The sequence below is a fragment of the uncultured Lactobacillus sp. genome (assembly GCF_947367085.1).
In the GTDB taxonomy this organism is placed as follows: Bacteria; Bacillota; Bacilli; order Lactobacillales; family Lactobacillaceae; genus Lactobacillus.
The window spans coordinates 1-5,407 of record NZ_CANBCP010000081.1; the positions used below are offsets into that span (position 1 = coordinate 1).

Genomic DNA, 5,407 nt, shown 5'->3' on the forward strand with positions numbered 1-5,407 from the left:
GAATAAAGAAATTGATAGAACAGATACTTTGATTAATATTTTAAAATCTTCTAATAGAGTGCCTAATTATAAATTGAGAGAAGAAGATTTTTTAATAATGCCCTATATAAAAAAGTATTCAGAGGAGCAGGTAAAAAAGATAGTAGAATTAATTACAATTTTGTGCCAAAAAGGTTATATGCATATTACCAGATTAATCGAAACTGAGATAGAAAATATTTTAATCAAATTATCTGAGTATAATTTAGAAACGAAAAATCTACTAGACTCATTAGACAGATATACTAGATCAAGTATATTTAATGAATGGGAAAGAAAGTATAGAATTTAAATTTACGTAGGTAATTTTGAAATCAGAATAAATCTAATTTATCAAACAGTCCAGGGAGGAATATCTCTTGACTGTTTTTTATTTGATTTAAGAAAAGAAATAAAAGAATGTAGCATATAAATAAAGCCATATAAACATATAACTAAATTGCACTCCTCCGGTGCAAAAAACAAGTTTAATGTAAGCGGTTAATTTAATACTATAAACATGTAGAGAGAAAAAGAAATAATTGATTATAGGAGGAATTCAAAATGAGTAAGAATATTTTATTAATTTGTGGTTCAGGTGCTTCATCAGGTTTTATGGCAGCAAATATGAGAAAGGCGGCTAAAAAAGCAGGATTAGATTATAAAATTCAAGCGAGAAGTGAAGCAGAATTAGGAGAATACGCTGATGAAATTGATGCTTTAATGGTTGGTCCGCACTTAAAAGCAGAATTTGATGCAATAAAAAATGAAGTTCCTGATAAAGTAAAGGTTATTTTAATGAAACCAGATTATTATTCAATTATAGATGGAAAAGCTGCAATTGAGGATTTAAAAGCACAATTGGAAAATTAAAAATAATAAGTCAGAAATGAGGTAAATAAAATGAATGGCTTCATGCATTTTTTAAATACAAAATTTGCACCTGGCGCTCAAAAGATAGCCAATAACGATTGGATAGTTACAATAAAGAATTCAATACTAGAAGTATTGCCATTTATCTTTGTGGGATCTTTTATTACTTTATTTAATATCCCATTAAATTTTTGGAAATGGTGGCCAGATTTAGCTCCAATTAGCAGTTTTACATTTGGTTTAGTTTCAATCTTTATTGCATTTTTATTTCCATTTAATCTAATGGAACATAAGAAATTAAAGAAACAAAGAATCATTGCTGGATTATCATCAGTTGCTTTGTTTCTTATGTTAGCCAATCCTACATGGGATAAAAGTGGAGCAATCGTTTCTTATCAATTTTCAGAATTTGGTGCAGGCGGTATGTTTGTAGCCTTGGTTGTAGGAATATATACTGCATTAATTATGGAAGCATTTGGAAAAATTTCTTTCTTTAATGAAGATACTTCGATGCCAGACTTTGTTATTGCTTGGTTTGATTCAATGCTCCCAATTACAGTAGTGGTAGCAACGGGATGGATTTTAACTTATCTTCTTCATTTTAATTTTTATAAATTGATCGTCGATCTGTTTTCACCACTTGCTAATTCATTGAATACATGGTGGGGCTTTACCTTATTCCTATTCTTTACTTGCTTTATTTATTCAATGGGAATTTCTGGTTGGGTGCTAGCTGCGGTAGACCAACCTGTAATGCTAGCTGGAATTGCTGCTAATGCTCATCAATATGCCAATGGACAAGCCGTTACACATATTTTTACAAGTGAATTAATTTATAGTTTTCCATGGATTGGTGGAGTAGGATGTACTCTTCCTTTAGTTTTACTAATGCTATTTGCATGTAAGTCACGTAGAATGAAGGCTTTAGGTAAAGCATGTATTGCACCATCAATATTTAACATTAATGAACCAGTTATTTTTGGTACGGTTGTGTGGAATCCATATTTAATGATTCCGCTATGGATTAATGGTTTGGTTTTACCTCTAATTACTGCATTTTGGTTTAAAGCAGGTTTATCTCCAATTCCGCATTCTTTAATGCAAATGTGGTATATTCCTTTCCCATTCGTCACTTGGATTGTAAGCCCAGCAATAAGTTCTATTATTCTATTAGTAATTTTATTTGTAGTTGGAACTTTAATTTGGTACCTATTTCTCAAGGTATATGACAATAGCTTAATTAAGGATGAATTAGCATAAATTGAAAAGAGGAGGGTATAAATGAAGGAAGAAACAGAAAACAAATCTGTCAAAGACACAATGGAAATTATACTTCATGCCGGAGATGCAAGAGAATTCATAGCTGATGCGATTGATAATGTAGCAAATTATGATTATTCCCAAGCTGAGAAAAATATGAAGAAAGCCGAAGCAGAGTTGGTAATTGCACATAGATTACAAACAGCAAAAATCCAACAAGAAGCTGAAGGAAAAAAGGTAGCATACTCAGTCTTATTTACTCATGCTCAAGATACTTTAATGACAATTAATAGTGAATTTAAGTTGACACAACACCTAATCAAAGTTTTTAAAGCAAGAGATAAAAAGGAAGGTAGAATCTGATGGTTATTAAAATGCGTGAAAACAAATATCCATATTTTCCTGAAAATTTCTTATGGGGTGGTGCACAAGCTGCAAGTCAAGCTGATGGTGCCTATCAAGAAGATGGCAAAGGTTTAAATTCATCTGATGTACAACCTTATCTGAAAAATAAATCTAATGCTGAAATTCAAAAGATAGAACAAGCAGGGATGACCTTAGAAGAAGTAAAGAAGAATAGTCAGGATACTGTTAACTATTATCCTAAAAGATTTGGAATTGATTTTTATCATACATATAAGCATGATATTAAACTATTAGCCGATGCAGGATTTAAAACATTTAGAACTTCTTTAGATTGGGCGCGGATTTTTCCAAATGGGGATGATGCTGAACCTAATGAAGCAGCTTTGAAGCATTATGATGAAATGATTGATTATATGCTTGAGCTAGGCATCGAGCCAATTATTACCATGAATCATTATGAAACATCAATCAATATAACATTGAAGTATGGCGGCTGGCCCAATAAGAAAGTAATTCCAATGTTTGAAAAATTTGCTAAAACCTTACTTGATAGATATGGAAATAAGGTCAAATATTGGATTGTTGTTAATCAAATTAATATGGTTCAAATTGAGCCTTGGCTTTCTGTGGGCGTAACTTCAGACCAGTATGATAATGAAGAACAGGCTTTATATCAAGCGATGCATAATCAATTTGTGGGAGCAGCTTGGGCTAAGCAATATGCACAGTCTTTACATAATCCTGATATTCAAATTGGAACTATGGTGGCTGACGGTACAGTTTATCCAGCAACTGGTAAGCCTGATGATGTAATTCTGGCAATGCGACAAAATAGAATGCAGTATTTTGTGACCGATGTGCAATTTAGAGGAGAATATCCGCAATTTGCTCAGAATTATTTTAAAGATAACGGTATTAACTTAGATATTACTGCTGATGAGCTGGAACTGATTAAGAAAAATCCAATGGATTTTCTTGCAATTTCTTACTATTACTCAAAAATGGTCGATTCAACCAAAAATAAGTACCAAGTAAACGATACGTCGGATAATCCTAATTTAAAAGAGAGCGATTGGGGCTGGGCAATTGACCCACAAGGATTATATAATACTCTGTCTCAATACTGTGATCGTTATCAAAAGCCAATTATTATTGCTGAAAATGGATTTGGTGCCTATGACAACTTAGAAGAAAATAAAGAGGTTCACGATTCTTATCGAAGCGATTATTTAGGAGCTCATATTGAGCAAGTGGGACGATGGAGCAAAGGTTATTGCTTATTGCATGTGGGGACCAATTGATATTGTTTCCTGTTCGTCTCAGCAAATGTCTAAGAGATACGGAATTATCTATGTTGATTTAGACGATGAAGGAAAAGGTAGTGGTAAGCGATATTTAAAAGATAGTTATTACTGGTACAAAAATGTGATTTCTTCAAATGGTAAAAAGATTTAAAAATTAAACTTAAGGAGGGTAGTGTCAAAATGGAAAAGAAAGATCGTCTTTTACAGTATTTACAGAAAAATCCAGGTTGGCATACCTCTCAAGAACTTGCTGTAGAAATCGGTTCTTCTAAACGGACAATAAAAAATTATATTTCACAATTAAATAGTAGAAATAATCTCATTGAATCAAGTGTTAGAGGATATAAGTATAACGCCGATAAATTGATATCTCCCTCATCTCGGACTTCTCAAAACAATATACCTACTAATAAAGAAGAAAGAGTAAATTACATTATTAACTTTTTAATTAATAATGCTTCTACAGTTAATCTATATGATTTATCAGAAAATTTATTTGTCAGTGAAACTACAATCTTGCAAGACTTAAGGGCTATTCAAACTAAAGTTCAACGTTTTAATATGAAGTTGAAAAGGGATGGTGAGTTCTGGCATTTGATTGGAAATGAACGTCAAAAAAGAAGTCTATTAAGTTCGTTAATTTATGAAGAAACTACTGGAACTTTTATGAATAGAAGTATTATCCAGGATAATTTTCCTGACATTGACGTTACTTTATTACGTTCTATTATTTTAGATACTTGTAGTTCAAATAATATTTATTTAAATACCTTTGATTTAAATAATATTTTACTGCATTTTGCTATTGTAATAAGTCGTCTGCAAACTGGACATTTGATGAAGCAAAATGAAGTAAGCAAGATACCAAATAAAAGAAGTATGGAGACACAAGCTTATAGAATTGTTTCAACTATTGAAAAAGAATATGGCGTTGGATTGGAAGAACCTGACCGTAAAGAACTTAGCTTGATTTTGCAAGCTTCAATTAGCGGAAATAATAAAGTTGAAGATAATATTAATGTAGAAACTAAGAAGTTAGTAGATGATTTGATTACCTATGTTTGGAAAACCTACCAGATTGATTTAAATAATGATAATTTTAAAGAAAGATTTTCTCTTCATTTAGATCGATTAATCACACGTGCTTTGACTAATAAAGTAGAGCATAATCCGATTGTTGGTAATATAAAAATATCATCCCCCACAATTTATGAATGTGCTGTTCTGATGGCTCATCGAATAGGTGAAAAGATTGGCATACAGATAGAAGATAATGAAATTGCATATATTGCTCTCCATATTGGAAATGCTATTGCCGAACAGATGTCAGATAGACAAAAATTATCAGTATTGGTTTTAATGCCTCACTATTATGATAATTCGGCCATTCTTTCCACTAAATTACAGTCACAGTTTTCTACTTATATTAATATTAAAGGAATAATATCAGATTCAAGTCAGATAAAAAATTATACGGCTAATGTTGATATTTTAATTGCGGTTAATTCAAATTATATCGATCATAATATAAGTACGGTAAATATTTCTCAATTTCTTTTGCCAGAAGATATTCAAAAGTTAAATAT

5 protein-coding genes and 1 pseudogene are annotated in these 5,407 nt (G+C 31.4%); all 6 read left to right on the forward strand.

Features of this window, described 5'->3' with window-relative positions; all coding sequences use genetic code 11:
* Positions 1-331 (forward strand): hypothetical protein (locus Q0Y70_RS09255; protein ID WP_297820209.1); only part of this gene is annotated, 331 nt, incomplete at its 5' end.
* A gap of 251 nt (positions 332-582) precedes the next feature.
* On the forward strand, positions 583-891 hold the full coding sequence (locus Q0Y70_RS09260; RefSeq protein ID WP_297820211.1) for a PTS sugar transporter subunit IIB: 309 nt from the start codon (positions 583-585) through the stop codon (positions 889-891).
* Positions 892-921: 30 nt separating this feature from the next.
* The gene (locus tag Q0Y70_RS09265; RefSeq protein ID WP_297820214.1) at positions 922-2,151 is read left to right on the forward strand and encodes a PTS sugar transporter subunit IIC; all 1,230 of its coding nucleotides are present in this window, start codon (positions 922-924) and stop codon (positions 2,149-2,151) included.
* 21 nt (positions 2,152-2,172) lie between these two features.
* Entirely contained in the window at positions 2,173-2,514 is a 342-nt protein-coding gene (locus tag Q0Y70_RS09270) for a PTS lactose/cellobiose transporter subunit IIA (RefSeq protein WP_297820218.1), read from the forward strand.
* A gap of 11 nt (positions 2,515-2,525) precedes the next feature.
* Positions 2,526-3,972 (forward strand): annotated as a pseudogene (locus Q0Y70_RS09275) (glycoside hydrolase family 1 protein).
* 29 nt (positions 3,973-4,001) lie between these two features.
* A partial coding sequence (locus tag Q0Y70_RS09280) for a PRD domain-containing protein (RefSeq protein WP_297820222.1) occupies positions 4,002-5,407 on the forward strand: 1,406 nt, incomplete at its 3' end.